The organism is Leptospira andrefontaineae (genome assembly GCF_004770105.1).
GTDB lineage: Bacteria > Spirochaetota > Leptospiria > Leptospirales > Leptospiraceae > Leptospira_B > Leptospira_B andrefontaineae.
Window position 1 is genome coordinate 129,138 of record NZ_RQEY01000001.1, and the last position, 25,948, is coordinate 155,085.

24 protein-coding genes are annotated in these 25,948 nt (G+C 41.0%); 10 read left to right on the forward strand and 14 right to left on the reverse strand.

Going from position 1 to position 25,948, the window contains the following annotated elements; all coding sequences use genetic code 11:
* Positions 1-12: 12 nt before the first annotated feature.
* Genes EHO65_RS00610 through EHO65_RS00620 form a run of 3 tightly spaced genes read right to left on the reverse strand, consistent with a single transcriptional unit; the run spans position 13 to position 1,531 of the window.
* Positions 13-363: a rhodanese-like domain-containing protein gene (locus tag EHO65_RS00610; RefSeq protein WP_135772321.1), complete on the reverse strand. Its 351-nt coding sequence runs from the start codon at positions 361-363 to the stop codon at positions 13-15.
* A 19-nt stretch (positions 364-382) separates the two neighbouring features.
* Positions 383-1,258: a CheR family methyltransferase gene (locus tag EHO65_RS00615; RefSeq protein ID WP_135772322.1), complete on the reverse strand. Its 876-nt coding sequence runs from the start codon at positions 1,256-1,258 to the stop codon at positions 383-385.
* A 3-nt stretch (positions 1,259-1,261) separates the two neighbouring features.
* The gene (locus EHO65_RS00620; RefSeq protein ID WP_086448322.1) at positions 1,262-1,531 is read right to left on the reverse strand and encodes an STAS domain-containing protein; all 270 of its coding nucleotides are present in this window, start codon (positions 1,529-1,531) and stop codon (positions 1,262-1,264) included.
* Positions 1,532-1,707: 176 nt separating this feature from the next.
* On the opposite strand from EHO65_RS00620, the gene EHO65_RS00625 reads away from it, so the two are divergent.
* Positions 1,708-2,457, forward strand: coding sequence for a menaquinone biosynthetic enzyme MqnA/MqnD family protein (locus EHO65_RS00625; protein WP_135772323.1), 750 nt, complete (start codon positions 1,708-1,710; stop codon positions 2,455-2,457).
* Between the two features lie 7 nt (positions 2,458-2,464).
* On the opposite strand, the gene EHO65_RS00630 is transcribed toward EHO65_RS00625, so the two are convergent.
* From EHO65_RS00630 to EHO65_RS00645, 4 genes are all read right to left on the reverse strand, one after another.
* Entirely contained in the window at positions 2,465-3,139 is a 675-nt protein-coding gene (locus tag EHO65_RS00630; RefSeq protein ID WP_135772324.1) for an LIC11874 family lipoprotein, read from the reverse strand.
* A gap of 83 nt (positions 3,140-3,222) precedes the next feature.
* Positions 3,223-4,578, reverse strand: coding sequence for an ammonium transporter (locus EHO65_RS00635; RefSeq protein WP_135772325.1), 1,356 nt, complete (start codon positions 4,576-4,578; stop codon positions 3,223-3,225).
* Positions 4,579-4,638: 60 nt separating this feature from the next.
* Positions 4,639-6,495: a SpoIIE family protein phosphatase gene (locus EHO65_RS00640; protein ID WP_135772326.1), complete on the reverse strand. Its 1,857-nt coding sequence runs from the start codon at positions 6,493-6,495 to the stop codon at positions 4,639-4,641.
* Positions 6,496-6,732: 237 nt separating this feature from the next.
* On the reverse strand, positions 6,733-7,959 hold the full coding sequence (locus EHO65_RS00645) for an alpha/beta fold hydrolase (protein ID WP_135772327.1): 1,227 nt from the start codon (positions 7,957-7,959) through the stop codon (positions 6,733-6,735).
* A gap of 98 nt (positions 7,960-8,057) precedes the next feature.
* Between EHO65_RS00645 and EHO65_RS00650 the strand changes: the two genes are divergently transcribed.
* A complete protein-coding gene (locus tag EHO65_RS00650; RefSeq protein ID WP_135772328.1) occupies positions 8,058-8,492 on the forward strand; it encodes a hypothetical protein in 435 nt (144 codons plus the stop codon).
* A gap of 1 nt (position 8,493) precedes the next feature.
* Here the strand turns inward: EHO65_RS00650 and EHO65_RS00655 are convergent, their stop codons facing one another.
* Entirely contained in the window at positions 8,494-10,041 is a 1,548-nt protein-coding gene (locus EHO65_RS00655; protein ID WP_135772329.1) for a glycerol kinase 5, read from the reverse strand.
* Between the two features lie 106 nt (positions 10,042-10,147).
* Positions 10,148-10,576 carry a host attachment protein gene (locus EHO65_RS00660; RefSeq protein WP_135772330.1) on the reverse strand — a complete coding sequence of 143 codons (429 nt, stop codon included), beginning with the start codon at positions 10,574-10,576 and terminating at the stop codon, positions 10,148-10,150.
* A gap of 407 nt (positions 10,577-10,983) precedes the next feature.
* Here EHO65_RS00660 and EHO65_RS00665 point away from each other — a divergent pair, with 407 nt between their 5' ends.
* The 7 genes from EHO65_RS00665 (at position 10,984) to EHO65_RS00695 (ending at position 18,854) form a co-directional block, all read left to right on the forward strand.
* Positions 10,984-11,736: a hypothetical protein gene (locus EHO65_RS00665; protein ID WP_244243386.1), complete on the forward strand. Its 753-nt coding sequence runs from the start codon at positions 10,984-10,986 to the stop codon at positions 11,734-11,736.
* Positions 11,737-11,804: 68 nt separating this feature from the next.
* Positions 11,805-12,431 (forward strand): HmuY family protein, encoded by a 627-nt coding sequence (locus EHO65_RS00670; RefSeq protein WP_135772331.1) that lies wholly within the window; start codon positions 11,805-11,807, stop codon positions 12,429-12,431.
* Positions 12,431-14,923 carry a TonB-dependent receptor plug domain-containing protein gene (locus EHO65_RS00675; protein WP_135772332.1) on the forward strand — a complete coding sequence of 831 codons (2,493 nt, stop codon included), beginning with the start codon at positions 12,431-12,433 and terminating at the stop codon, positions 14,921-14,923. The genes EHO65_RS00670 and EHO65_RS00675 overlap by 1 nt, the downstream gene beginning before the upstream one ends.
* A 23-nt stretch (positions 14,924-14,946) precedes the next feature.
* A complete protein-coding gene (locus EHO65_RS00680; protein WP_135772333.1) occupies positions 14,947-15,801 on the forward strand; it encodes a heme/hemin ABC transporter substrate-binding protein in 855 nt (284 codons plus the stop codon).
* Complete coding sequence (locus EHO65_RS00685; protein ID WP_135772334.1) at positions 15,798-16,928, forward strand: FecCD family ABC transporter permease; 1,131 nt, start codon at positions 15,798-15,800, stop codon at positions 16,926-16,928. The genes EHO65_RS00680 and EHO65_RS00685 overlap by 4 nt, the downstream gene beginning before the upstream one ends.
* On the forward strand, positions 16,925-17,782 hold the full coding sequence (locus tag EHO65_RS00690; protein ID WP_135772335.1) for an ATP-binding cassette domain-containing protein: 858 nt from the start codon (positions 16,925-16,927) through the stop codon (positions 17,780-17,782). Before EHO65_RS00685 ends, EHO65_RS00690 begins: the two co-directional genes overlap by 4 nt.
* Complete coding sequence (locus EHO65_RS00695) at positions 17,769-18,854, forward strand: hemin-degrading factor (RefSeq protein ID WP_135772336.1); 1,086 nt, start codon at positions 17,769-17,771, stop codon at positions 18,852-18,854. The genes EHO65_RS00690 and EHO65_RS00695 overlap by 14 nt, the downstream gene beginning before the upstream one ends.
* Positions 18,855-18,913: 59 nt before the next feature.
* Here EHO65_RS00695 and EHO65_RS00700 read toward each other — a convergent pair whose 3' ends face one another.
* The 3 genes from EHO65_RS00700 to EHO65_RS00710 form a co-directional block, all read right to left on the reverse strand.
* Positions 18,914-19,342, reverse strand: coding sequence for a DoxX family protein (locus tag EHO65_RS00700; RefSeq protein ID WP_008595326.1), 429 nt, complete (start codon positions 19,340-19,342; stop codon positions 18,914-18,916).
* A gap of 145 nt (positions 19,343-19,487) precedes the next feature.
* Positions 19,488-20,060: an MORN repeat-containing protein gene (locus EHO65_RS00705; protein WP_135772337.1), complete on the reverse strand. Its 573-nt coding sequence runs from the start codon at positions 20,058-20,060 to the stop codon at positions 19,488-19,490.
* Between the two features lie 56 nt (positions 20,061-20,116).
* On the reverse strand, positions 20,117-21,352 hold the full coding sequence (locus EHO65_RS00710) for a metallophosphoesterase (protein WP_135772338.1): 1,236 nt from the start codon (positions 21,350-21,352) through the stop codon (positions 20,117-20,119).
* A gap of 133 nt (positions 21,353-21,485) precedes the next feature.
* Between EHO65_RS00710 and EHO65_RS00715 the strand changes: the two genes are divergently transcribed.
* A complete protein-coding gene (locus EHO65_RS00715) occupies positions 21,486-23,249 on the forward strand; it encodes a GAF domain-containing SpoIIE family protein phosphatase (protein ID WP_135772339.1) in 1,764 nt (587 codons plus the stop codon).
* 32 nt (positions 23,250-23,281) lie between these two features.
* Here EHO65_RS00715 and EHO65_RS00720 read toward each other — a convergent pair whose 3' ends face one another.
* Together EHO65_RS00720 and EHO65_RS00725 are read right to left on the reverse strand one after the other, a co-directional pair.
* A complete protein-coding gene (locus EHO65_RS00720) occupies positions 23,282-24,427 on the reverse strand; it encodes a M14 family metallopeptidase (protein ID WP_135772340.1) in 1,146 nt (381 codons plus the stop codon).
* Between the two features lie 121 nt (positions 24,428-24,548).
* A complete protein-coding gene (locus EHO65_RS00725; protein WP_135772341.1) occupies positions 24,549-25,385 on the reverse strand; it encodes a hypothetical protein in 837 nt (278 codons plus the stop codon).
* Positions 25,386-25,948: the final 563 nt, after the last annotated feature.

Here is a 25,948-nt window from a genome sequence, read left to right on the forward strand (position 1 = left end):
AAACTAAAAGATTCACTTAGAAACAGCGGAGAATAGACGATCTATTCTCCCTGCGTCTCTTACTTGAGAAAAACCTTCTTCCTCTAAGAAAGTTTTTGCTCTTAAGCTACGGCCGCCCGATTGGCAATACAGAATGATCTGTTTATCCTTAGGACCTAACTCATCCACTCTCAAAGGTAAACTATCGATCGGAATATTGACTGCACCTGGAAAATGACGTTTTTCATATTCGTTTGGAGTTCTAACATCCACAACCAGAGCGCCCTTATCTACCCATTCTGCGAGTTCTTTATCTTCTCTGTTCTTGCAGGAGGAAAAAGAAAAAAGAGCAATGATTAGAAAAATATAAAATGTTTTGAACATAAAATTTTCTCCAGCGGACTCAGATCTTAGGTTTTTTCTGATAAACAGTATGACCTAAAAACTTATATGCTTCTGAGATCCCGAAAAGAGTTTCAGAATGGCCTATCACTAAAAGACCTCTGTCCTTCAAAACATGCTCGAAGTTCTCGAAAATTTTCTTTTGGGTAGGCTTATCGAAATAGATTATCACATTCCTACAGAAGATACAATCCACCTTCTCTCGTATCGGATAAGGAGTTTCTAAAAGATTTACCTTATAAAATTCGATCATGGACTTGATCTCAGGTTTTACTTGATACGTGTCTTGGTTCTTTCCCGAAAGATCCTTCACTTTTAGAAAATATCTTTTTTTAAGAGCCTCACTTACTGGCTCTAAACGGTCTGCTTTATAAATGCCTTCTTGGGCGGTTTGTACCACATTCGTATCAATATCCGATGCAAAAATTTTAATGTCCCAACCGGGCTTATGCATAAAATATTCGGCGCAGGTGATGGCTATTGTATAAGGCTCTTCCCCGGTAGAACAAGCGCTGGACCAGATACGCAGCTGCTTTTTCCCGGACTTCAAAGCCTTCTCCTCGACGGAAGGAAAGAAGGTATCTTTCAAAAATTCGAAATGATGGTTTTCCCGGAAGAAATCCGTTTTGTTGGTGGTAATACGATTGATCAGTTCGGTAAGTTCGCTCTGGAAAAACTTACGATCGGCCTGGAGACCCCGGATATATTCGGAAACATTCTGCATCTTATGCATTCTGGCCCTGGAATTCAACCTGGATTGGACCATTATCTTTTTATGATCGGCCAGGAATATTCCGGTTTCCTTATACATCAAATCCTTAATGAATTTGAACTCTTCGTCTGTGATCTGAGAGAAACTGGAAAAATTATCATCCATAAATCAGCGAATACCCAATGCCTGGTCCAAAGAGACTAATTTAATAATTTCTAATAATTTTGGGCTGACATTGATCGTTTCCAAAAGTACTCCCTGACCTCTGAGACGATTTGCAAAAGCAACCAGGGTCCCTAAAGCGACCGAGGTAAGCACTTGCACCTCATCCAGATCCAAAATTACGGATGCAGGATTGCCTTCTATATGGGAATTCAAATAGGCACGCAAAGCCTCATGATCACCATTTAGGATCTCATAATCTACTTTGATCAGCATCGGTTTCGACGGACTCATTCCATAGATTGGACGAACAGGTCCCTACCCCGGAATACAGTCGGGAAACAGCCTGGAAAAGGAAAGGAAAAACTATTTTTTCTGGCTTAGAGGGGAAGTATCGTTTTTCTGGTAAATAGGCTAAAAAAACGGATCTTTTTTCTGGAAAAAAACAATAAGTGAGAATCGGAATCGTTAAACATCTGAACGCCCGTCCCCTAACCTGGGGATTCGAGCAGAATTCAGAGCATAAAGTCGTGCCAGAAAATCCCTCCCTTTTAAAGGATTATCTATTACGAGGCCTGGTTGACGTAGGGCTAATATCCTCTATCGAATGCCTACGAAACGAGGACGTACTTTCGGTTTCCATGAAAGTTGGGGTCTGCGCCTCCAAGCAGGTCCGCTCCATTAAGTTTTTCAAAAATAAAAAAGAAGCCTATCCTCCGTACAGAATTCTCACAGATAACGGTTCCAGAACCAGTATGGCTTTGGTCCGAGTGTTAGTACATAATGATTCCGGAAAATTGCCTGAAGTAGCTCCTACAGACCCCAAGATCATCAAAGAAGAAATTTCTATCGGAAGAGGATCTCATATGCTTTTCGGGGACAACGCGTTATTCGCAGAATGGGATCCGGAAGTTTATGAAGTAAAGGACCTGGCAGAATGGTGGTATGAAACTACTGGAACTTCTTTCATATTCGCGCTTTGGGCCTCCAAAAAACCTTTGGAATTGCCGGATAGCTTCTATGAAGATTCCTTAAAATACGGCCTCTCTCATATCGAAGAGATCATCCAAAAAGAATCCAGACTTCCATCCGATCTAGTCAGAACCTACCTCACCCAAGAATTACATTACGAAATCACAGAAAGCGATCGCAAAGGTTTCGAATTATTCGGAAAATATTGCAGCGAATTAGGAATTCTCTAAACTCGGATCAGTAAACAAACGTAATCCGATAGTCCCAGGACTTGTTCCCGAACTTCTCCACAGTGTCTGCAAGAGGCAATCTATAAGCCAGCCTTCCTAAACTTTGTTCTCCTCGGTTTGTATAACAAACAGAAGTGATCGGAAAATTCACCTTGAAGTTAAGTGCATTCCCTCGGATGAGCCTTAGAGTCTCGCTTAGGACTTTTTTCTCTCCGTCCATCTGCATGGATTCTAGAGATTTGCTGATAGAAGGAAATTCTCTTTTGATATAGATAGTATTCGCCTTCTCTTTTTTGATCTGAACATTTCCTAATAAAACGTTCTCTAACTGAGAAATATCGGTGAAGTCAACTTTATATGTGACCTTTGCTTTTTCTCGGAACGCACCAGGTTCTGCTTCGGAACTTTCTAATTTTTGGAAGGTATAATCTTTTAGTACGAGACTTTTGGAAAAAAATCCTTTGTTCAATCTGTTCTGGATCTCTTCTTTTCTGGTAGGAAGGAATTTGATCAAAGATTCTTCCGACTTACGTTTAGTAGGAACCACGTAAGAGATCTCCAAAGTGCCGCTTAGGTTTGAATTGATGGTTAAAGTTTCTTCGTATTCGAAGCAGCCGAAAAAAAGAAAACAGAGTAAGAAAAGTGATTTTTGGAGGAAGCGGATGGAAAATCCAGAACGCATACCTCAATTCGGGAGGAACCTTTCATTTTCGTCAACGTAAAAGAAAACCCCCGCAGTCGACCGCGGAGGTTTTCGTAAGTCCGTTATTTGGAAATTGGATACGCTTCGTTTCCGTGTTCCAGAATGTCCAAACCTTGGATCTCTTCGTCTTCGGAAACTCTTAGACCGATGGTGAATTTAAGCGCGAAGAAGATCACTAAACTCGCACCGAAAGCCCAAACAAATCCGATTCCTACACCTTGTAGCTGAACTAGTAATTGGTCGATTCCACCACCGAAGAATAAGCCGTTTACTCCTCCAAAGGCCTGCTCCGCAAATAGACCCGCAGCGATAGTTCCCCAAGCGCCACAAACTCCGTGAACAGAAACTGCTCCGACCGGATCGTCTACATGGATCTTATCAAAGAATAAAACGCTGAATACTACTAATACACCACCTACAAGTCCGATGATGATCGCAGAACTGATACTTACGTTTGCACATGGAGCGGTAATTGCAACAAGTCCGGCCAATGCACCGTTCAAAGTCAGACCAATATCCGGTTTTTTGAAAAGGATCCAGGTTACGATCATGGAAGAAACTGCACCGGCTGCCGCTGCAAAGTTAGTCGTAACTGCGATAATCGCGAAAGTTCCATTTGCTACGGAAGTAGTAGATCCTGGGTTAAACCCGAACCAACCTAACCATAGAATGAAAACTCCGAGAGCAGCGATCGTCATGTTATGACCTAAGATAGGAAGAACTTTTCCGTCTTGGTATTTTCCGATACGAGGCCCGAGTACGATTGTTCCTGCAAGTCCTGCCCATCCACCTACCGAGTGAACCACAGTAGATCCTGCAAAATCTATAAATCCAGCTTCTACCAAATAACCTTTATTGTCCGGATTGAATAAGTTAGACCATGCTAGGGAACCGAAGATCGGATATACAAAAGCAGTGATCAATACTGAGAAGATCACGTAGTCCACGAACTTGGTCCTTTCAGCCATTGCTCCCGAAACGATTGTCGCAGCAGTTCCGGCAAACACCAATTGGAATATGAAGAATGTAAACTTACTTGGATCAGGTTTTCCATCTACCAACAAAAGACTATCAGCTAAAGATATGGAACCGAATCCGATACCGCTGAGGAGCTGAGGTCCGAACATGATTGAAAATCCGATCAACCAATACGCCAAAGAACCTAAGGAGAAGTCCATAAAGTTCTTCATTAGAATATTTACCGTATTTTTTGCTCTGGTAAACCCGGCCTCGACCAAAGCGAAACCTGCTTGCATAAAAAATACCAAAAAGCCTGCGATACAGGTCCATAACCAATTTGTTTCATCTCTTAAGGTTGCGACGGCGCTTAACGCAGATTCGGCGGTCGCAGGGGCCGCATCATCGGCCCAAATTGCGCTCGAGGCAAAGGCGAGCGTAAGTAATATCAGTATGCGCATATTTTTCCTAAATCTCCTATATATTTCTTTAAACACGATTCCTGAACTTCGCTTTATCAATTAAACCGCTTCTTTTCTTTGTTCCGAAACGACTAGATCTCCTGATTTTCTTTTTACTAATTCCTCCAACTTTTTAAGGGAAATTTTTAGATACTCGTTCGTAGGCGCACTTTTGATCCCTTGTTGTAATACCTTGATCGCCTTAGGAGTTTCATTATCTTTCAAATAACATCTAGCCAGTCTCAAGCTAGACTTTGCGTAAGTGTGATCGATGGCGAGAGAACGTTTTAATGCTCTTTTAGCCTCCGGAATATTTTCCAATTCGTAATACGCTCTTCCTAAAAGATAATGGATATGTTCGGATTCTTCTCCGCTGGTTTTGATATACTTCTCTAAGAACTGAACGCTCTTTTCGAAATTTCTATCTCTGTAATACATTTTTCCAAGAAGGACCAAACTGTCTTTGAGAGACTCGTCCATGGAGAATACTTCCAGAGCCTTGTCGTAAGCTACTTGGTCTTTCTTAGCTTTCGCAGCCGACTTCGCTAAAGAGAGTAAGGTTTTAGCTTTTCCAAGCTCCGGATTACATTGGAGTGCCAGTAAAGAAACATCGTCTCCGTTTCTCATATCTCCTTTATATCTCTTGAATCTTCCGATCAAGGAACCGACTAGGTCAGCAACATAGATCTTATCTCTTTGTTCCTCGATGGTTGATTTTTCCTGACGGATCCATTCTATAAAACGTTGGTTCCCTAACTCTTGGCGCTGTTCGTTTTTCTGTTCCGTAATACCGTCGGTTGGTAAGAATAGAATATCTCCAGGTAAGATCCTTCCGTGTTTCTCTTCGAAATTACTTCTTTCTACTTCGAAAATACCAAGAGGAACACCTTGGGTATCCAGCTCTTCTATCCTTCCATGGCCGTTGTGATAATGTAACATTTTTTGGTGAGCTGCATTCACATAAGAATAAGTATAATCACTATAAACTTTCAGAATGAAAGCAGTGAAATAAGTTCCATCCGGAAGCTGTGGCCGGATGGATTCACCCAACTCGGCCAAAGTTTCGGATAGTCCCATACCAAGGGAAGTACAACGCTGGAATTGATAGTGAATGGACATTGTGACTAACGCGGCAGGAATACCATGCCCGGACACATCCACAATGATCGCAGTGATCGAGTTTCCTTGTCGGACCACATTAAAGTAATCTCCGGAAACCTCAGTCATTGGTTCATAATAAGTTCCGAAATGTAAACCGTTCCAAGGAGCGATCGTAGTCTCAACGATCTGGCTTTGGACGTTACGGCCCATTCTCATATCCCATTCCAATTGTTTTAGGATCTGAGCTTCTCTTTCATTCGCATGGACCAAACCTTGGATCAGACGAACGCTTGTAATTGCAAGTGCGAGCTGGGAACCGAGTGCTTCCAAGATCTCAAGATCATCTTCTCTATAAAAAAATTCAGTGTCCGATTCTACAGCGATCGTCCCGAGGCAATCTTCTTTATACATGATAGGAACACACATAACTGCTCGAGTAGTTTCTCCCTCGTCTATGTATTCCGCGTGATGTGTTAAGTCTTGGATAAGCAAAGGCATACGGGTCTTAAAGGTGAATCCCGAATAACCTTCGTCCTGACTTAGATCCCTACGAGGTGGAACTGTTTCTTTAAAGAAGCGAGAAGGAACCAGAAGATTTCCTTTCCACATTCTAAGAGTAGTATTATCACACTCGAAAATATCCTTACAGAGGCTTATTACGATATCGTAAAGTTCCTCTTCCTTATCCGCGTTTGCGAATTCCTTACTGATATAAAGAAGGATATCGATCTTATTCTTCTCTGTTAAACCACCGACGACTTTCCTTGCCCCGCGGAAGTTAACGACTTTTCTTTGCCCAAATTTGAGTTCTATCATGGTCAAGCACCTCTACGTATCCGATTCTTTTTCTCTTTGGATTCGTTTCGCTCTACCGAGATCTTATGCAATTAGCGTACCAATTCTTCAGATCTTTATATTATGCCCAAATTATGGGTGCTGTTTCATAAAATGTTTATTATTTAAGCATATCTATATTGAGACATACTTAGGATTTGGTGAGATATAAGGAAGAATGCTACTCTTTTAAGGCAGCAAATCTGAGATTATGTAGTATTAGATTCGAATCTTTTGTCTGAATTTTCTTTTTAATCTCAAAAACCAGCTCTGCTTTTTAGAAGTTCCATGTTCCCTCAAGAAGGACTCAACCTTAGGAAACACATCGTCTTCTGCCTTCTCAGCGAGGATCAGACAACCATGGCCATAATCGTCGCTTGATCCTTCTTCTTTAGAGATCACATGGAATTTTTTGATTTTAGTTCCTGCTCTTTCAAATACGAATCTAACCGTATCAGGAGTTGCGATCGCGTCATTTGCGCCTGCAATAAATAGACTAGGAACAGTGATCTCTTTTTGCAGATCTATATAATCATAAAATCCGTTGAGAGAACTCATCCTCTTAGTCTCTATCCAAGACATGAATTGTTCTATCAGTCCTTCGCTGATATTTTCGATCGCATTTTTCATTACCTTCTTCACTATTCTGGGCCGAGTAGCTTTCGGGTTATAAAGTATTTGATCAATAGGAGTATAAATTTCTCCAGCCAAAGGTGCAAGCATAGAAGCACCGAACTTTAGATCCAAAACTTTTCGAGCACGAGGGAATCTGGAAAGTAAACCGATCAAGCTTAACCCTAAATGATTCAAATTCCCCGGGCCACCCAAGGAAACAAAACTTGCGATTTTTTCTTTTTCGGATTTGGATGTGATCCCTAAATAAGAATAGAAGATCATTGCGCCCATAGAATGACCCACCCAGTTCACACGTTTACTTTCCGTTAAAGAAAGTACCTTGGAGATGATCGCAGGAACATCATATTTTACTAAATCATCAAAAGTAAAATCCTCGTATCCTCCCCTGCTTTCATGGTAGGAACTTCCCGCACCTCTCAAAGAAACTGCAAATACCTCGTAACCTCTTAGCTTTAAATAATAAGGAAGAGAATGTCTTTTATCCAAATCGATCACATATTTATTCGTAGCGATCCCATGTACGACGATCACGGGAGCAAGTTCAGGATTTGGGATGGGGGGAATATGTCTGTGTAGTGCTATATTCCATCCGTCTTTTGTTTTTGCAAAATGTACCTCATCTGCAATATCTTCCTGGCCGTATAGGCGAGAAAACCAGTCCAATAAAACAGGATATAAAACCAGTACAGCGATCAGGAACAGGGAAAATACGATAGCAAGAGACGATGCGAAGATTGCAAAAAATATGATCGCGAAAAACGTAGTGATCAGATAAAAAGGGCCTCTTCTATTTTTCAGGATCGCAATCACAACAGGAGAGGATCACTGAGACAACACGAATGTCAAGTATTCCCAAACATGCTTGCCTGGATTTTTAACCGGATTAAGATGACGAAATAGTTTTTCCAATGGATAAAAAGTTAGATTACAGACTTTATCGTTCTCCCTCCGGCTGGTACAGCATGGTGATCCCGGGTCATTGGCAGAATATCGTGATCGAAGGTATTCCTGCCTTTTTTGAGGAAAATGGCTCTGGTGCCATGCAAGTTTATGCTTTCGAAAATAAAGAAGGCAGTTTCGAGCCGGAACAAGAATTAGAAAGATATCTTGCGACCCATAAAATTGAATTCGTAAGAGAAATGGCCGCTTTCTTCGAGAACAACGAAGGTTCTAAGATTATCGCCTGTGAATTCTTAAAAGAAGATGGAAGACATTGGATGGTCTATCTAGTCTCCGCAAAAAAAAGAATGATCTTGATCACTTATAATGGAGATGAGGAGCCTACCGAAGAATTAGCGGAACAATTGACCACCGTTGTAAGCTCCATTCGTATCCAAGAATAATTTAATCTATTCTAAGAGTGGATTGAACCGCTCTATGCCAACGTTCCAATTTTAATTCTCTGAACTTCGGATCCATCTTAGGTTTGAAAATTTTATAACCTCTTTCTAGCTTACTCAATTCTTCCAAACTTTTCCAATAACCGGAACCGAGTCCCGCGAGATAAGCAGCACCCGTAGCAGTCATATCAGGCTCCGGCGCACGTTTCACTTCTACATTACAAAAGTCGGCAAGACATTGTAGAAGAATATCCGACTGGGAAACTCCTCCGTCCACCATGATGGTACTTACTGGAACATTCGTGTCCTTCTTGATCCCTTCTAATATATCAAATAAAGATAATGCGATTCCTTCGAGAACCGCTCTTGCCACATGTCTTCTATGAGTCGCGAGAGATAATCCGAATACGGAAGCCTTTGCATTCGGATTAAAATGAGGATATCTCATACCGGAAGCAGTCGGAACGAAAATCACTCCTTCCGTGTCGCTTGTTTGAGAAGCAAGTTCGTTCAAAACTTTTGGGGTATCAGAAAGACCAATTCCTTTTCCAAGCCAATCGATGAGAGTTCCTACAGTGCCAGTAAAACCTTCTAACATATAAGTCGGTTTTCCGGAGAGCCTCCAGGCAACCAGAGGAAATAAACCTCTTTTAGAAAGTTTAGGCTTATCTCCCATATTCATGTCTACGAAAGCGCCTGAACCCTGGGAAATTTTAACTCCACCTTTGTCGAAACATGCATGTCCGAATAAGGCAGCCATCTGATCTCCGACCACAGCTCGGATAGGAATTCCAGCACCGAATAAAGAAGGGTCGGTAACACCAAAATCAGCAGCCGTATCTTTTACATTCGGAAAAATTTTCGTTGGAATATTGAAGATACCGCAAAGAGGAGCATTCCATTGTAATTGGAAAGGATTGAACATACCTGTTACTGTTGCATTAGAAGGATCACTAATATGTTCTTTTCCTTTGGTGAGTTTGTATACGAACCAAGTGTCCAATGTACCAAAAAGTATCTCTCCCTTCTTTGCTCTTTTTCTAAGTTCAGGATTTTTATCGAATACCCATTTCAAACGAACGGAGGCATGATCCGTAGTAAACTTTAACATATAAGTTGCGATCAACATTGGATTGCCGGTGATTGTTCCGAGAATCCTGGAAACAAATTGGATCACTTTCCAGATCTTATTTGAGTTCATCTCTGTGGAAGTTTTGCCTGCTCTTACATCCGCCCAACTGATCAGTTTAGTTAAAGGTTTACCTGTTGATTTATCCCAAAGAAGAAAAGATCCTCTTTGGTTGCAGATCCCAAGTGAATCCACATTTGCCGCTTGGAACTTTTTGTTCTTAAAAGTTTTTTTGAGAATGGAAACGAGTGCCTGCCAAAGTTTTTCAGGGTCATGCTCTAAAGCGCCAGGCTCGCTCACGATCGGAGGGGTTTTTTCGTATTGGCGAGAAACTATTCTGCCCTTCTTATCGAATAAGATAGCTCGGATCCCGCTTCCACCGCTATCGATAGAAAGAATATATTTTTCTTTTAAGGCAGCCATTGAACTCTCTCCAATTTTTTACTGAGGTAGAATCCTTTAGGATTCGGCTGCGTCAATAAAAAAGCCGCCATGAAGGCGGCCTTAATAGCATCGACTCGAATGGATCTTAAGCTTCGCTTACAAGCACACTCTTAAGATGGTTCATCAAATTGGATTCTCTTTCATGCACGATATCTTTAGGCATCTTATGATAGATCTTTTCTCTAGACTTCTCGTCAAGTTTGCCTAGGATCATTCCCATAAAGCCGGGTTCGGAAACCAAAATAAAATTGGAGAAAGAATCCTTCTTTCTTTCCAAATTCATAAAATCGCTAAGTTTACCAGCAAACGCCGCTGCTACTCTCTTTTTCGGTTCATGAAAAAAATCAAAATCGGATCTGGAAGCTTGGCCTGCTCCAGTGACTAGATCCGAATTTCTGAGTCGGCCCTCGGGATTCTCCATCATTTGCACCAGCTTCAAACCGTTAGTCGGTCCTTGGTATTCGAAAATTTTTGCCTCGCTTCGGTTTGCAACCACCACCCATTTTTTCTTCATACTTTACCCTCCTACATGAAACTCTCCGACACCGAAAGGATCGGAATTCGGCCCAATAGTTTTAACCCAAGTACAAGGACCTATCAATTACTTTTCCCAAAACCTACCTCTTTTAAGAATTAGAAAAACGAAATATACTTTCTGTAACAAAGTGGAATCTCTCTAAATCGAAAATTGTTCTGAACATAAGCCAGTCTGCAGATAAATATCAATCTTAGAAGCCGCCAGAATGCCTGACTTTTCGAGAATTCTTTGGTGGACTTTTCCACATTGCTTCTGAGAATTGTTCTCATTCTTGGTTGACAGATTCCAGGAGGTTTTGATTTTGAGTTTTAGACTCATTTCAGAACCTAAATATAGAAAACATGACTCCTACTAATGAGAATTGAGTCTCAACAGGAGAAAACATGAAACGGAACACAACTAAGACGCTATTGACGATGATTCTAGGAATATCCTTCTTAATGAATTGCGACCAAGGCTCGAAAGAGTCGAACGCTGCACTTGTACTCGGAGCTCTAAACAGCGCCTGTGTAGATGCTGCAGTGGCAGATGACGAGATCGCAGAAACAGCAATCACTGCAGGGATCAACACTTTCCAATTGATCTCCATCCCAACTGCAGGTGCGGCAAGACATATCCGGATAGAAGGAGCCCTGACTCAAGCGCTAAGTGGGCATGGAACTATTTACTTGGCTACCGGATATACCGACGGTCTGGCAGGAACTACTAGCACACCTACTACCGCTGCAGGTGACGGAAGACTCGTAGTGAACATCTACCAAGGTGGACCAATGGTTTACTCAGGTTATTCTGCAACAACAGCTTACGGAACAGATGATGGAACAGCAACTTCAGGTCTAGGTGGAACAGGTGAAAGTCTTTTCAAATCTTTTGCAACGACTGCAAGCGATGTTTGTTTCGATATCAGCGCGGACACCACTCCTAAACTTACAGTTTGGGGAAGCGGATACAAAGGTGCAAACTGTAAGAAGAGATGTACCCTTAACGAGTCCAACGCGATTATCAATAAAGCGGATTGGCCAAACGGTGCCGGTATCGGTTCCACTGGCAGCACTAGCACATATTACAAGACCGGTAGCTCTGCTTCCGGAGTAACTGCGACTAAGGTAGCAACTTATAGTACTACTGCGCTTTAAAAATTTTAGGCGGTCTTTGTTCGGCCGCCTACTGTAATTATTATTTTTTGAAGAAGGGGGATTCGATAATGAAAGCAGTATATTCAATTTTCATTATTCTCATAGCAACTTTAACCGTTTTCTGCGGGCCTAGCACCGGAGGAGACGATGGTCTTGCGATTTTAGCCGCATTGGAAGAAGGCGGTGGAGGATGTATCAAGGCCCCTGGCAATACAACCACAACCGGTTCCGGAACTTTTACAACCAGAGTGAATGCAACTGCAAGTAATTGCTGGGCTTATATAGACCTAAAAGCCGGCGGAGTAGAAACTACACAGTCCGGTACCTGGGATCTAAAATTTAAAAGATTCGTAATAGGTACAAACAGCGGAACGAGCGGCTCCGGAAACGGTGGCTCTTGTTTTAATGCAGGTGATACAAACCTTGCCGCTGTAACCGGAGGAGATTGTACTCCGGAAGTAGACGATCTCATGTCACAAACCGGAGGAGGCGGATTCGGAACAGCGACTGAAGATGCAAGCCCTGCTCTCTGGGATTGGTACGATTACAACGGAACCACTCATATTCTTTCTCCGAAATCAAGAGGATACTTGATCCAAGGGTCAGATGGTTCCTTTTTCGGATTAGAGGTAACTGATTATTACGACAATGCAGGCACCAGCGGATTTCCTACTTTTACCTGGAAGAACCTTTGATGAGGAAAACAAAACCTTCTTCCATTCTTCGAACACTTTACCTGATTTTATTTTCAGGTTTCTGTTTTTTAGGAATTCCTATCTTCTCTCAAGGAGAAGTTCTTCCTGAAAAAAAGACGGAAGAAAAAAAAGAAGATCCTGATAAGACAAAGATAAATCCGGAAACGGGAAAAGATATTAATAATGGAAACAACGATAGAGGTTCCATTATCACCGTTACCGGTACTCGCAGAAAAGGTTTTTTAAAAGATTCTACGATCACTACTGAGGTGATCACCAGAAAAGATATAGATGCAATGGGTGCGAGAGATATCTCCCAAACTCTTGGTAACGTTCCAGGTATCGAGGTTCGACCTGCTCAAGGAGGAGAAAGAGGGTCCACAGTTCGTTTACAAGGTCTCGCGGGCCAAAACGTTTTGATCTTAGTGGACGGACAAAGGACCACGGGACGTTTCAGTGGCTCCATCGACTTAACTAGATTTAAAGCGGAAGATATAGAAAGAATCGAAATCGTTAAAGGTGCGTCATCCGCTCTTTACGGTTCGGATGCGATCGCAGGTGTGATCAACATCATCACTAAGGAACAAAAAGATCCCTACTCTGCAAACTTCAGGACTTTTATGGGGGGAGGAAATCCTACCTACTATGGCACCGGAACAGAATTCCGTAACTATGCTTCAGTAGGGGTTCGTAAAGGAATAGTCTCTACTAATTTTACTGCAGGTTGGCATAGAGGAGATGGTTACGATCTAACTCCGGATGCTACCTTAGGACCTAAAAACGGGAGAATAGAAAGTCTCTCTCCCAGTTATTCCCCTTTTCCAACAGACACTCCTCTTTCGACAAAACTTTATATTTATCGTAAAAAACTCCCATATGAGGGTCCTTTAGAATCCACTTCGGGTAGTGCATTCGAAGACATCAACGTTTCCAACAAAACTACTTTCGACATCTCTGAAACCTTTAAGTTAGGATTCCAATTCTATTATAGATATCTAAACCAAAACGCAGTAGACGCCGTTCCCCCAAAAGCAGTTTACGATAGAAGTAACAAAACCCATGACTTCATGGGCGCGCTTAATGCGGATTGGGAAATTACTAAAACACTAAACTTAAACGTAAACACGAACTACGCCAGATTTTTTGATACATATACATACGACCAAAGAAAATCGGACGCTCAAGACAGAAGAGAGAAGCTGGATAACGCAGTTACAGAATTCCGGACCCGCTTAGATCATAAAATTTCTGACGGGCATGTAATCTCGTATGGTGCAGAATCATTAATAGACCAATTTTCCTCTGCAAGGATTGCTCCGGATTGTAAGAGAAATTTTCCCAATATTTGTGCGAGCGATATTCTCGGGGGAACTGATCCATACCAAACGCAAAACGGATACGCTCAAAGACAAAGAAATGCCTTTTATGTGCAGGACGAATGGAGAGTATCCAGCGCTCCAAGGATCCAAATCGTTCCCGGAATTCGCTCCGATCATGACTCCATTTACGGAGGACAAGTCCTTCCTAAATTAGCGGTTCGTTATGATGTGACAGATAAGTTCCGCTTTAGAGCTGCCAACGGTTTAGGATACAGGGCTCCCAGTTTCCAAGATCTATATTATAATTTCATAAACCCAGGTGTGGGTTATAGAGTAGCCGGAAATCCGGATCTAAAACCTGAACTTTCTCGTAGTTATAACCTAGGAGGGGAATGGGAACCGAATAAGGTATTTTGGTTCAGCTTTAACTTCTTTTATAATAATATCGATAATTTAATTGGATTCAGAACTAACCCTACTAGAGATGCTTCCGGATTACAGATCTTTAATACATCCAATTACCAAAAAGCTCTTACAAAGGGATTCGAATCTTCTGTAACTCTTAGGGTTCATCAAAATGTTTCTTTGGGTGGTGGTTATACCTATACTGATACCAGAGACGAGCTTACGAATCTTCCTTTAGAAGGAAGGGGTTATCATAGATGGAATGCGAATATACGTATAGATCATCAACCTAGCGGATTCAGCTTCTCTCTATTCGCAGTGATCTTCGGAAAACAACCGTATTACTGTCAAAAAAATCCACTTTGGTGCGATCCTCAGTTGCCTACTGAATTTTCCGCACTTAGCGCTCAGCTTACTACACAAGCAACGAATACAATCAATGCATTATTCGGAAATATTCCGGGTGGGATTCAAGAGTATTGTACAGAAAGAAACATATCGTACTGCACTACTGGACCTACTTATGGTGTGAGAATGGTGAATGCACATACCAATTTGAATATTAGGGTTTCACAAAAAATATTAGGAACTTTTGAAATATTCGCAGGTGTGGACAACCTTCTAGACACGTTCGACCTGACTTATAATCCGCAAAAACCAAGATTCTATTATGTGGGGATAGATGGAAGGTTCAGCGCGGGCTCGGCTCCAGCAGATTATTCTGCGGCTCCGATACCATCTTCTTCACCTGTACCGGGGGTCCGGTAAAAATAAAAATTGGGAGAACCAATATGAAAAAACTCATAACCTTGGCTTTGTTCCTCTGTTTACCTGCAAGCATCTTCGCAGAGGCAAAAGAACTTAGGATTGTAACATTAAACGGAACTGTTTCAGAGATCGTTTTCGCATTAGGAAAAGGTAAATTAGTTGTAGGTAACGATACTTCTTCCCTTTATCCTCCCGAAGCAGTAGCACTTCCTAAAGTAGGTTACCAAAGAATGCTTTCTGCGGAAGGAATTCTTTCTTTAAAACCGAATTTGATTTTAGGATTAGAATATGCGGGTCCTCCTGAAGTAATTGAACAACTTAAATCCGCAGGTTTAAAAGTGATTATCTATCCTGGGTTACCTGGAGTAGAACCTGCACTAAATAATATTCTTGCGATCGGAAAAGAGATCGGAGCAGAAAAAGAAGCCCAAAAGATCGTACAAGATATCCGTAAAAAACATTCCAAAATTGCGGAGAAGGTTTCCAAATTAAAATCCAAACCAAAAGTATTATTCGTATATCATAGAGGAACAAGCCTCGCACAAGTTTCCGGAATAGAAACACCTGCAGACGAAATGATCCGCCTAGGTGGAGGGGTCAATGCGGTGAGCGGCTTCACAGGTTTTAAACCGATCACCCCTGAAGCAGTAATCGCGGCGCAACCGGATATAATCCTAATTCCAAGCAGAGGTTTAGAAAGCCTTGGCGGAAAAGACGGAGTATTCAATCTTCCGGGAGTGAAAGATACCCCTGCCGGGAAAAAATTAAGAGTAGTTGCGATAGACGATCTAGTTCTTTTAGGTTTCGGCCCAAGACTTGGCCAAGGTATTGAGGAATTATTCGAATCTTTCCATCCGAAAACGCCTGATAAAAAATGATCGTATCCTCTCTAGAAACTTCTTCCCCTGAAACGAAAACTAAAGGGGAAGAAAAGAAGAAAAAAACAGGTCGTAAAGTCCCGCCTATTCTCGTATATGCGGTGTTAGCTGTTGGACTTTTCGGAATTGGAATACTTTCCCTTAAATTCGGCTCCATTCAACTTTCTACGGGAGAGATCCTAAAAGTATTAATATCCGGACAAGATTCCTTGTCCGAGTTGGAAGTCCCACATTCCATTTTAATTTGGAATTTGAGAATGCCAAGACTCGTATTATCTATGTTAGTTGGAGCCTGTCTTGCTTCCGCAGGAGTCTGTATACAGGGATTATTCAGAAATCCATTGGTAGAACCTGGATTTATCGGAGTAAGTCCTGGGGCTGCATTAGCCGCTTCTACATGGATCGTATTTTCGGAAAAGATACTTACATTTTTCCCAGCCGAACTGAAGGGAAAAGAAAGTTTCCTGCTACAGTTATGCGCCTTTGCCGGAGCACTTTCAGTTTCATTCTTCTTACATATTGTTTCCAAAAGAGAAGGTGGAGGATTTTCCTTAGTTCTGGTACTCGCAGGTATAGCAGTAAATGCGACTGTAGTTTCTCTCTTAGGATTTTTATCTTATCTAGCCGATGATACACAACTTAGGAACCTTACTTTCTGGAGTTTGGGAAGTATGGCAGTAGCAAGTTGGCATAAAATTTATCTATTAGGCGCCGTTCTTCTCTTAGTGACCTTCTTCTTTCCCGTATTGGCCAGAGGTTTGGATGCTTTAGCATTGGGAGAAGCGGAAGCTTTCCATACAGGTTTTAAGGTAAGAAGGATCAGAAATCTTACCATAGTTCTCGCAAGTCTACTAGTAGGCGTAAGTATTTCTATCTGCGGTAATATAGCATTCGTTGGTTTGATCGTTCCTCATATTCTAAGAATGGTTTTAGGGCCAGGTCATAGAACGTTATTACCTGCTTCCTTATTCGGAGGAGCACTTCTTCTTGCAATAGCAGACTTAACAGCACGCACCATCGCATTCCCTTCTGAACTTCCCATCGGGATCATCGCGGCAGGGATTGGTGGTCCATTCTTTTTATTCTTAATCTTACAAGCAAAACGTAGAGAGGGAGAATTCAGATGAGCCTAGTATTATCAGACATTTCCTTATCCAGAGGTGGAAGATTTCTATTATCAGGAGTCAATTTAAGTTTGTATCCTGGAGAACTTTTAATCGTGCTCGGTCCGAATGGAGCGGGAAAATCCACCTTATTAAAATTATTCTCAGGAGAAATATCTCCGGACAAAGGATTGGTGCTATTGGATGGGATCCCTTTGTCTGAATATGATTCTGAAGATTTAGCGCTAAGACGAAGTGTTCTTTCCCAAGAATCGGAGATCCATTTTCCATTTATTGCAGATGAGATTGTTCGAATGGGAAGGTCCTGTTCTAAATTAAGAGTTCCTAAACCGTTAGAAGATCAGATCACTAAAGATGCATTTCATGCGGTCCATTTAGGGGAAAGAGAAAGATTCCAAATTTATAATAAACTTTCCGGTGGAGAAAAACAAAGGACCCAGATGGCAAGAGTCCTAGTCCAGGACAAGGAACCCACTCAAAGAGAAAGTTATGTTCTTTTGGATGAACCGGGAGCCTCTTTAGATCCGAATAGGATCCATTCTTTATTAGAAAAAGCAAAACAACTCAGTAAAGAAGGAAGAGGAGTTCTATGTATACTTCATGATCTGAACCTCGCCTTAAGATACGCTGATCGGATCGCAGTATTAAAAGAAGGTAAAATACTATCGGATGGGGTTCCGGAGAATATTCTGGATGAGGAATTTGTCCTAGAACATTTCCAATTGAGGACCAAAAAAGTCCCCTTCCCGGAAGGAGGACATTACCTCATCCCACTCGGTCCTGCAGAACCAAACAAAACAAACGGCCTACCCTATAAAATTGATGCTAAAGGAGTCAAAGAAAATGTCCATCGCTGAATCGTTAGAAATAGAGAATATCATCAAAGATTGGAAACAGATCAAAGAAACACAACCTCGCCTTAGAATGAGGGAGATCGCTTCCAAACTCAAAACCTCGGAAGGCGGATTATTGGCTGCTTCCGAAATTTCAAAAGCAGAAGGATTCCCTCAAGTTTCTTCTCTCCAAACCAACTGGGGAGAATTATTTGCAAAATTCGGAGAATTAGGACATGTAATGGTCCTCACTCGTAACGAGGCCTGCGTACATGAAAGAAAGGGAATATTCGAAAAAGTAAGTTCCGGTCCCGGACATATCCTGGTTGTTGGAACAGATATTGATCTTAGACTTTTCCCAGGGATTTGGAAATTCGGATTTGCAGTGGAAGAACCTAAACAAGATTCCACACAAAGATCTTTTCAATTCTTCAATGAAAATGGAGAAGCAATGTTCAAACTTTTCCTTACAGATAAATCAAACGTATCCGCTTGGGAAAAATTAAGATCCGAATTTAAAAATGGATCTACTGACTTCTCCCCTTTATTTTCCTCTGAAAACAAAAAGGAAACTACAGTCGCAGAGAAAAAAGAGATCAGCTCGGAAACTAAGGTTGAGTTCCTGAACGATTGGGGAAAACTCGAGGACACCCATGAATTTTTCTCTCTATTAAAAAAACATGGTGTTTCCAGGATCCAATCCATGGAGATCGCCAATGGAAAATTCACTAAAACCGTGGAACCAAAAGCAGTTTTAAGAATGTTGGAAATGGCATCCTTGGAAAGAAGTCCTATCATGGTTTTTGTAGGAAATCCTGGATCCATACAGATCCACACTGGAGAAGTAACGAATATTAAGGTTTTAGAATCTTGGTGGAATGTTCTGGATCCGGAATTTAATCTTCATTTAAGATCCGATCTGATCTCTAAAGTTTATATCGTGGATAAACCTTCCAAAGACGGAGTTATACATTCCATGGAAGTATATGATGCAGACGGAGAGTTGATCGTTCAGTTTTTCGGAAAAAGAAAACCGGGACAACCTGAAAGAACTGATTGGGTCGGCTTATTAGACAAGGTGTCTGAACCAGTCTGATATCAAAATGAGATCGTTAGCTCTTTTAGAATACGTCCAAAGAGCTAACGAATTTTACTTTAGACACTCTTATGTGTTTCTATATAAAAATCCGCCGAGATACGACCGGATCCGTACAAAGAAAAGTGCAAAAGTAAAAGTAGGATCATGGATGCGTATGGCAGATTTGATCCTGCAGACACAAAACCTTCTCTTGCATGGATGAATAAAACGGCCCCGACTAGTACAGGCAATTGTAAAATCGCAGAGAATCTAGTCAGAAGTCCTACCATCAGCAGCACACCACCACAAATGTGAGCAATCACTATATAATGAGCTAACAACGTAGAAGCATAAGGAGCATTATTCAATTCCATTAGTCGGATAAGCGCATCCGTATCTGCAAGGAATGCAAGTCCCTTATACACCAGAACCCCGCCCAAATATACGCGGACCATATCGATCCACCAATCCCGATGAGTTTCTAACCAATCATGCCATCTTTCCATAAGGACCTCCGTCCTGCGATGGAACATTCTATCTTTCTTTTTTTGAAATGCAAGACCTCTTGTAAAAAAGAGATCTAATATAATCGAACAATCGTTTATTAATATTTGTTTAAACTCATCCGAAAGGATTATCGTTTAATGAGAATTATTTACAGAATAGCTTTCTATTCTCTAATCTGCATCTTGCAGTTCTACCTGCCTTGGTATACTTTCCGTTTCCGTTACCTTCTGCTGTAAACGACCCGCTAAAAACGGAACCATCTCGAAACACATAACGTCCTGCGCCTGATTTTTTATCTTCTGACCAATTACCTTCGTATCTATCTCCGTCGGAATAAGCTAGGGTCCCCCAACCTTCTCTCATCTCTCCTGAAAATCTGCCGGAGTAAACGTCTTTGGTATCATATACATAAACACCTTCTCCGTTTTTGCAATTTCCCTTTTTACATCCGGGAGAACCGCTTGCAAAAGATCTTAAATTAATTCCAGGACTCGGCTCCGGTTTTCTTTCTATAGGTTTGCCATCTGCGTCTTCATCAAAATATTCTCTAGAAGAAATATCAGAGTCTTGGTCTCTATCATCCGCTTTCTTTTTGGGTTTTAATCTTTCGATCTCAGGGTTGGACTTTGGCTTTGGTTTGGAACAATCGGAAAAGAAGAAGTAGCAGGAAAATAAGAAAACGAATAAGGCAATCGAACTGAAAATTTTTTTGATCATTCTGGATCCCGGATTCCCTACAGAGAGCCCGGGAAGATCAGAATGTCAATAAAGTTCTAAGACTGTTTTTCCAAAACAAGCAGAGTGATCTCGGAAGGAGCTCCAATCCTCAAAGGAGGTCCCCAATATCCAGTTCCTCTACTCACATAAAGTTGGGTATCTTCCCATTTGCTCAGACCCGCCACGAACTTTTGGAATAAATGAATGAACACATTCCCAGGGAAATACTGACCACCGTGAGTATGGCCTGAGAGCTGCAGATCATATCCTACTTTTGCAGCTTCGAAAACAGAATTAGGCTGGTGAGCGAGTAATACTTTATAATGCGCGTCTTCCGTTCCGAGAGAAGCTTGTTTAGGGTCAGTCCTATGGCCCGGGATAATTGTATGAGCCTTATAATCAGTTACACCTGCGACAGCGATCTTAGCACCATTATGATCTATTAGTTTATTCTGATTTAATAATACATTGATCCCAAGATCTTCTAATTCTCTGATCCAAGCGATCACTCCCGAATAATACTCATGGTTCCCGGTTACGAAGAATGTACCATACTTGGAATCCAGATCCTTCAGTGGAGAAACATGGTGTTTCAACATGTTTACTGTTCCATCCACCAGATCTCCGGTGATCGCAACGAGGTCAGGCTCCAAAGAATTCGTTTTAGAGACCACACCCTCTAAAAAATTTCCTTTTATCGTAGGCCCGATATGAATATCGGAAAGTTGTGCGATCTTAAATCCATGCAGACCTTCAGGCAGATCTTTTACCTTGATCTTCACATGTTTGACAATGGGAGTTTTTTTAGCCTGGTAAAATCCGAAAGCAGTCAATCCACCTGCAAGTCCCAAGAGCGCGAAAGAAGAGAATCTTGCTAAAAAATCCCCTCTTCCAAATTTTTCCGATCCTAATAATGCTTGAGTTTCGGCTGATGCGACAGAAATACTTTTGGATTGTAGAAGGTCCGAAAGATAGATAACGCCTTTCCAAGTCAAGTTTCCCAGATCCTTGAAGACTACGAAGGAAACAAGAATAGTCGCAAATCCCAAAGTGGTAAACGCGGAGTATGCCCAGAACTTCTGCCACCCGGTTTCTCTAAAAAATAAACTTAGAAGATAAGCACTCGGGGTGAGAAGGACCAGAAAAACCACTCCGATCCAGAGAGAAACCATCTGAAAAGTTCCAAGTTCGAAAGGTGCGATCAAACGACTGGTCGCATAAGAATAACCTATCAAAAGAATTACGGTAAAAACACTGAGAAAAATCAATAACCTTTGCAAATCGAACTCCATACCTAGGACACATATATCCGACCGAAAAAAAGGGAGGGAGTTCCTCTAAAAAACGCCTTTCTCACATTTTGTTCCGACAGAAAACGACAATCCGTTGACTTACTTCCCGATCCATGAGAGTCTTGCCCCATCTATGTCCACCATTGACTCGGAAGCCAGAAAATACAAAAGTCTACTGAATACGAGTACGATCCTAAACGCAAATCTGGACCTCTATCAACTTCTCCCTTTGATCATGCTGTATTCCAAAGATCTGTTGGAAGCAGAAGCAAGCTCCCTATTTCTTTTAGAGGAGAAGGACGGATTCTTATACTGCGAAGTTGCTTTGGGCGAAAAAGGAGAAATCGTCCAAAAATATGCAAGACTTGAACCTGGACAGGGCATCGCAGGTTGGGTCGCAAAAGAGAAAAAAGCAATCATACTTGAAGACGCATACACTGACCCAAGATTCAATCCTGCCTTGGATCAAAAAACAGGATTTAGGACCAGATCACTTGCATGCGTTCCTCTATACATTGCGGACAAGGTGATCGGAACTCTGGAAATCCTGAACAAATCGGATAACAGAAGTTTCGAGGCCTCGGATGTAGAAGTGCTCAATTCACTTTCCGAGATGGCTGCGATCGCTATCAAAAATGCTCAAGCTCATGAAACTCTGAAAAAAAGGGTTTTGGAGCTACGATTACTTTACGAATTCGAAAAATTAACAGTCGCAGAAAAGAGTATTAACGAATTAGGGAATTGGCTTTTAGATAAGGTACTCGAATTTTTAGAAGCAAAAGCGGGAACCATTTATTTAGCAGACCCTACGTTAGAAGTATTACGGGTCCTAGCAGCCAGAGGAATCCCAGAAGAAGCAATCCATAATATACAGGTCCCTTACGGAGAAGGAATTTCAGGCTGGGTCGCAAAAGAAAAACAAAGCTTACTTATCCAAAACCTGGACGAAGACCCAAGATACGACAAAAGTGCTAAGTATAAATTCGAAGCAAACTCTTTGATTTCAGCTCCTTTATTATTCCGTGGAGAATTATTGGGAGTTATTAGCGTAAACAATAAATATTCAGGATTTGCATTCACTCATGCGGACCTAGAAATGTTAGGTGCGATCGCAAATAGGCTCAGTGTCACTATCAAAAATGCGAACCTATTTCATAAAGTTCTGGATACGGACAGAGAACTAAAACGCGCAAGAGAAGTAATGCATAAGATACTTCCTTCCAGTCTTCCTTATGTGGGAGGTTTAGAATTCGGAGTGCAACATATCCCTTACGATAATGTCGGTGGGGACTTTTATAATATTCTAAAATTAGATGAAAATCGAAGCGCAGTTCTGATCGCGGATGTTTCAGGTCACGGGCTTTCCGCTTCAGTAGTAGCGACAGTTATTCATACCGTAGTAAGCACTTTCGATTCTGAAACATTAGGAAGCCCTTCCAAATTTTTTACTGCGCTTAACTACGCTTTGTATAATAAATTAGCCGGAAATTTCCTAACTGCATTTTATGCGATCATTCACACAGGCACAAATACAATGTCTTATACGAATGCAGGTCATAATCCTCCGATCTTGTATAGAAAATCAGAAGGAAGTTCCTTACACCTAGAAACGAAAGGAAAATTAGTCGGAGTGATCCCTGATCTTTTCTTTGAAGAATATGTAACCGCTTTCCAGCCCCAGGATCGATTAGTTTTATACACAGATGGACTTACAGAACATTCTAACTCGGACAGAACCAGAAGATATAGTGAAGACTTACTTACCCTAGCAGTTCGAAATCATTCACAATCACATTCAGCGGAAGCGGCAGAAAGTTTGATTAAGGAATGTAGGACCTATTGCCATAGATCCGATTTCGAAGATGATGTTACTCTATTGATCGTGGATCGAGTTTAAGATCTAAGATCCTCACGATCAATCAGTTTGAATTATAATTTAGAAAATCTGGTTATCGCTTCCGGAACAATCCCGAAAACGTGATCCATTGCAGCAAGTCTCCAATCTTCCCGGTTCGGATAGAACATTTGTTTAAATTCTTCTCTTATTTTATCCGCTTCTAATTCGGATTTGGAGCCGTGGAATCGGATCCGATTCTCGCTGATCATTAAGAAACTTCCACGGATAGCGCCCATTACATTCAGATTCCCGAATGTTCCAAGCTCAACAGTGATAGGGAATAGATCTTTTTCTTTCGCTAAAATTTTTCCGAAAAAATCGGTAAAATCGCCTGAGGTCCTGTAAAAGTCCTCCTCTCCTTCATTCAGAAGAAGACCAAAATCACCGAAAACTTTTTTAAGATTTTTATCCGTCCTGGAACCACCTTCTGCATTATGCATTAGGCTAAGTCCATTCTTGGCTCCATAACCTGTATGAAAATCCAAGATCAAAATACGATCATAGGGTTTTAAAACTTTTTTGAAATACTTTCTTAGAACTCTGACAACAGGCTCAGGCTTTCTACCGCCATAATAGATCCCTTTTGGGAATTCATACTGCCCGTTTACTGCCGCATCCAAAACATACTTAGCGCCAAAACGGATCACTACTCCTAAAAACCTGATAATGAAGAATATATATTCAAAAAGAAAATTGCCAAACTCGGACCCTGGATTTAAGAAACTTTGGATCTTTCTGTATTTTTTATTTTTGAACCTCTTGTGTAGTTTTTCCCTTTTTAAAGCGAAGTTACGATTTAAATCCACATTCCTTTCGTTCACTCTCAGGAAATTTTTGAAACCGTGTGCATTGATCCCATGCAAAATCAAAAAGTCAGAATTTTTAGGAAGTTTATAAGCGCTTTTATCATCTAGTAGGAATTCCTCAATCCATCTACGTTGGAATGCGGAGCCTGCAAATCCTTCCACTCCATGGATGCCTGAGCTCATTATAACCAAACGTTTTGCAGGCTTTTTCTTTGCTCCTAAACAATAAACATCCAATTGACCCCCGTCTTTTGGGATCTCCAGACATTCATAGTCAAAGCGTTCAAACTTGGATTTTAACTGCTTTTTATAAGATAAGAAGGCCTTTCGACAGGCTTCGTAGGTTTCTAGATAGTAGGATAATACGTCCACTGAATCTCGAACATACGGACCGTCGTTTTCCGGTCCAAAAAAAATTTTACCTTTAGATTACGATTCGATGAATGTTTCTCAAAGGAGATATTAGCCAATTTGGATCATAAAAGGTTCATTTCTATCTGGTTCTTAAGAATGTAGAAGCTTCTGATATCGCATTGGAAATCCTGTTTTTGAGAGCAGAAATTTCAATCTGAAGTGGAACTACCTTCTTCCAAAGGATCCGACCCGACTCAGTTTCATGTAAAATTAAATTTAAATTTTCTTCGGACTTATTTCTTTCTACATTACCGCTCAAAAGTATTTTCGCGCCTAATAATTTGCCGATTAAGGACGGTTCTTTTACGATACCGGTATTCTCGAAAATTTGTTGGTCCAATATTCTTTTCAAGGCCTCAGGTTTTCGTTCCACAAGAGGAATCCCTTGTTTTAGAAAAACCTGTTCCAAATCTTCCGAAATATTTTCTTCAGGTCGGATATGAATTGGTAAAACTGCAACTGTAGGAAGTCCTACAATTTCTTTGGATAGTAAGACTTTCGAAATTTGTGCATTCGAAAGATCTGTCCAAATAGCCTTTTGTAAATTCGCGATCAATTTTTCTTCCAATTTAGGATTCTCTTCTTGGTATAGAATCATTTCTTGAATACCCAATCCGGAACTTACTGAAATGACCGGCCCTAATGCTAAAGAAAGCCAACCGAAAAATTCAGTACATTTTACTTTATATGAATATGATTTGATGTTCTGCTGGTTTAAACGATCGTATAAATCAAATCTAACTATGCTGTCCCAAGTTCTTCTATAAGGATATGCTCCTAGAGAAAAAAACCAAAGAACCGCGGACCCACCCGCAATTTCACCCCTTCTGCCCGGCACAATAGAATATCTGATTTGAAGCCTTGCCCCGTTTATAATTTTGAAATTTTCCCGCAATCTAAGTTCGTTTTCCAGCATGAGAGGTTCTACCTCCTGGTGAGCGAACCCTTCCATACGAACAAAATCGGGACTCTGGACAAAATCCGTCTGTATAAACGGATGATCTTTCGAAAATTCATATTTCTTTTTTTCAGATGCTGAAATTCTTATATAAGTCATCTGACAGCTGCAAAGAAACAGCACAAAGATCCCAAGCGTTACTATTGCCAAAGTACGGGTTTTGAAAAATAATTCCATATGATATATCGGAAACTAGTCCGAAGCCAGAACGAAGTCAACTATTTATATATAAGAAAAAAGAATATGCTAACGTATCCCTTAACAAGGATCCGATTCCTATCGGGATTTTTACAGGAATAAATCCAATGCATAACATTATAAATTTATAATACAAAGTCACACACTTTCAAAAACCATCACTTCCGTGATACATAAAATAAAAATATGATTTAACCCTTAAGAGCTATTGTCCTAATACTATTATTAATCGCTCGTTATATTACATGATGTTTTTTTAAAATAATTTTTTAACCCTTGTGAAATGTGTGAACCTCCTCAGCGGTCTAACCTAGTACCTTAAG

Bases quoted from the DNA above. Each gene is read 5' to 3' on its own strand.
- EHO65_RS00700 (WP_008595326.1), bottom strand. From the start codon at position 19,342: ATGGAAAGATGGCATGATTGGTTAGAAACTCATCGGGATTGGTGGATC.
- EHO65_RS00680 (WP_135772333.1), top strand. From the start codon at position 14,947: ATGAAAAAACTCATAACCTTGGCTTTGTTCCTCTGTTTACCTGCAAGC.
- EHO65_RS00665 (WP_244243386.1), top strand. From the start codon at position 10,984: ATGAAACGGAACACAACTAAGACGCTATTGACGATGATTCTAGGAATA.
- EHO65_RS00655 (WP_135772329.1), bottom strand. From the start codon at position 10,041: ATGGCTGCCTTAAAAGAAAAATATATTCTTTCTATCGATAGCGGTGGA.
- EHO65_RS00725 (WP_135772341.1), bottom strand. From the start codon at position 25,385: ATGCTGGAAAACGAACTTAGATTGCGGGAAAATTTCAAAATTATAAAC.
- EHO65_RS00715 (WP_135772339.1), top strand. From the start codon at position 21,486: ATGTCCACCATTGACTCGGAAGCCAGAAAATACAAAAGTCTACTGAAT.
- EHO65_RS00630 (WP_135772324.1), bottom strand. From the start codon at position 3,139: ATGCGTTCTGGATTTTCCATCCGCTTCCTCCAAAAATCACTTTTCTTA.
- EHO65_RS00635 (WP_135772325.1), bottom strand. From the start codon at position 4,578: ATGCGCATACTGATATTACTTACGCTCGCCTTTGCCTCGAGCGCAATT.
- EHO65_RS00690 (WP_135772335.1), top strand. From the start codon at position 16,925: ATGAGCCTAGTATTATCAGACATTTCCTTATCCAGAGGTGGAAGATTT.
- EHO65_RS00685 (WP_135772334.1), top strand. From the start codon at position 15,798: ATGATCGTATCCTCTCTAGAAACTTCTTCCCCTGAAACGAAAACTAAA.
- EHO65_RS00670 (WP_135772331.1), top strand. From the start codon at position 11,805: ATGAAAGCAGTATATTCAATTTTCATTATTCTCATAGCAACTTTAACC.
- EHO65_RS00660 (WP_135772330.1), bottom strand. From the start codon at position 10,576: ATGAAGAAAAAATGGGTGGTGGTTGCAAACCGAAGCGAGGCAAAAATT.
- EHO65_RS00650 (WP_135772328.1), top strand. From the start codon at position 8,058: ATGGATAAAAAGTTAGATTACAGACTTTATCGTTCTCCCTCCGGCTGG.
- EHO65_RS00710 (WP_135772338.1), bottom strand. From the start codon at position 21,352: ATGGAGTTCGATTTGCAAAGGTTATTGATTTTTCTCAGTGTTTTTACC.
- EHO65_RS00640 (WP_135772326.1), bottom strand. From the start codon at position 6,495: ATGATAGAACTCAAATTTGGGCAAAGAAAAGTCGTTAACTTCCGCGGG.
- EHO65_RS00695 (WP_135772336.1), top strand. From the start codon at position 17,769: ATGTCCATCGCTGAATCGTTAGAAATAGAGAATATCATCAAAGATTGG.
- EHO65_RS00610 (WP_135772321.1), bottom strand. From the start codon at position 363: ATGTTCAAAACATTTTATATTTTTCTAATCATTGCTCTTTTTTCTTTT.
- EHO65_RS00705 (WP_135772337.1), bottom strand. From the start codon at position 20,060: ATGATCAAAAAAATTTTCAGTTCGATTGCCTTATTCGTTTTCTTATTT.
- EHO65_RS00675 (WP_135772332.1), top strand. From the start codon at position 12,431: ATGAGGAAAACAAAACCTTCTTCCATTCTTCGAACACTTTACCTGATT.
- EHO65_RS00615 (WP_135772322.1), bottom strand. From the start codon at position 1,258: ATGGATGATAATTTTTCCAGTTTCTCTCAGATCACAGACGAAGAGTTC.
- EHO65_RS00620 (WP_086448322.1), bottom strand. From the start codon at position 1,531: ATGCTGATCAAAGTAGATTATGAGATCCTAAATGGTGATCATGAGGCT.